The organism is Pseudomonas sp. NPDC087690 (assembly GCF_044743175.1).
In the GTDB taxonomy this organism is placed as follows: Bacteria; Pseudomonadota; Gammaproteobacteria; order Pseudomonadales; family Pseudomonadaceae; genus Aquipseudomonas.
Map to the genome: position 1 here is coordinate 1 of NZ_JBIUVX010000111.1, position 1,279 is coordinate 1,279.

At 61.1% G+C, this 1,279-nt stretch carries 2 protein-coding genes; both read right to left on the reverse strand.

Annotated features, from left to right (window positions below; translation table 11 throughout):
- Positions 1-154 (reverse strand): hypothetical protein (locus ACIPIZ_RS29700; RefSeq protein WP_401169073.1); only part of this gene is annotated, 154 nt, incomplete at its 3' end.
- Between the two features lie 125 nt (positions 155-279).
- Positions 280-1,279: glutamine-hydrolyzing carbamoyl-phosphate synthase small subunit (carA, locus tag ACIPIZ_RS29705; protein ID WP_401169071.1), on the reverse strand; the 1,000-nt coding region annotated here is incomplete at its 5' end.

Consider the following 1,279-nt stretch of genomic DNA (forward strand, 5'->3'; position numbering starts at 1 on the left):
CCGGGTTTGAGTTCACGAGGATGACGCGGTAAGCGTCTTCGCGCAGGGCTTTGCAGGCCTGGGCGCCGGAGTAGTAGATTTCGCAGGCCTGGCCGATAACGATCGGGCCAGCGCCGAGAATCAGGATGCTTTTAATGTCTGTACGTTTTGGCATGGGTTTGTCACTCAAATCCGCAGGTCAGTCGGCAAGCCGTCTTGATCGATTTCTGAAGTTTCGAAGGGGCCGCCGGTGCCGGGGCCGCCCTCGAGGGCTTCTCTCTACAGTCTCAAGGCGAACGCTTAGCGTCGCTTGGCCATCTCGTTGATGAAGCGGTCGAACAGTGGCGCGACGTCGTTCGGGCCCGGGCTCGCTTCAGGGTGACCCTGGAAGCTGAACGCGCTCTTGTCGGTGCGCTCGATGCCTTGCAGGGTGCCGTCGAACAGCGATTTGTGGATCGCACGCACGTTGGCTGGCAGGGTTTCTTCGTCTACCGCAAAACCGTGGTTCTGGCTGGTGATCATCACAACGCCAGTATCCAGATCCTGCACCGGGTGGTTGGCACCGTGGTGGCCATGACCCATTTTCAGGGTCTTGGCGCCGGAGGCCAGTGCCAGCAGTTGGTGACCGAGGCAAATACCGAATACCGGAATTTCGGTTTCCAGCACTTCCTTGATCGCCTTGATCGCGTAGTCGCAAGGCTCCGGATCACCCGGGCCGTTGGACAGGAACACGCCGTCCGGCTTCAGTGCCAGTACGTCGGCAGCTGGAGTCTGAGCCGGCACCACGGTGACGCGGCAGCCGCGCTCGACCAGCATGCGCAGGATGTTGACCTTGACGCCGTAGTCGTAGGCAACCACGTGGTAAGGCAGCTCGGAAGCGTCGATGGTCGCGTGGCTGTCGGTCTTCAGATCCCAGACAGTCGAGCGCCATTCATATTGGGTCTTGGTGCTGACGACTTTCGCCAGGTCCATGCCTTTCAGGCCCGGGAAGCCTTGCGCAGCGGCGATGGCCGCTTCTTCGGAGATGTTGTCGCCGGCCATGATGCAGCCGTTCTGAGCGCCTTTTTCACGCAGGATGCGGGTCAGGCGACGGGTGTCGATACCGGCGATTGCCACAACGTTGTTGGCTTTCAGGTAGTCGGACAGGGACATCGTGTTACGCCAGTTGCTCGCCACCAGCGGCAAGTCACGGATGACCAGGCCAGCGGACCAGACGCGGTCGGACTCGGCGTCTTCCGGCGTGGTGCCGGTGTTGCCGATGTGCGGGTAAGTCAGGGTAACGATCTGTTGGGCGTAGGAA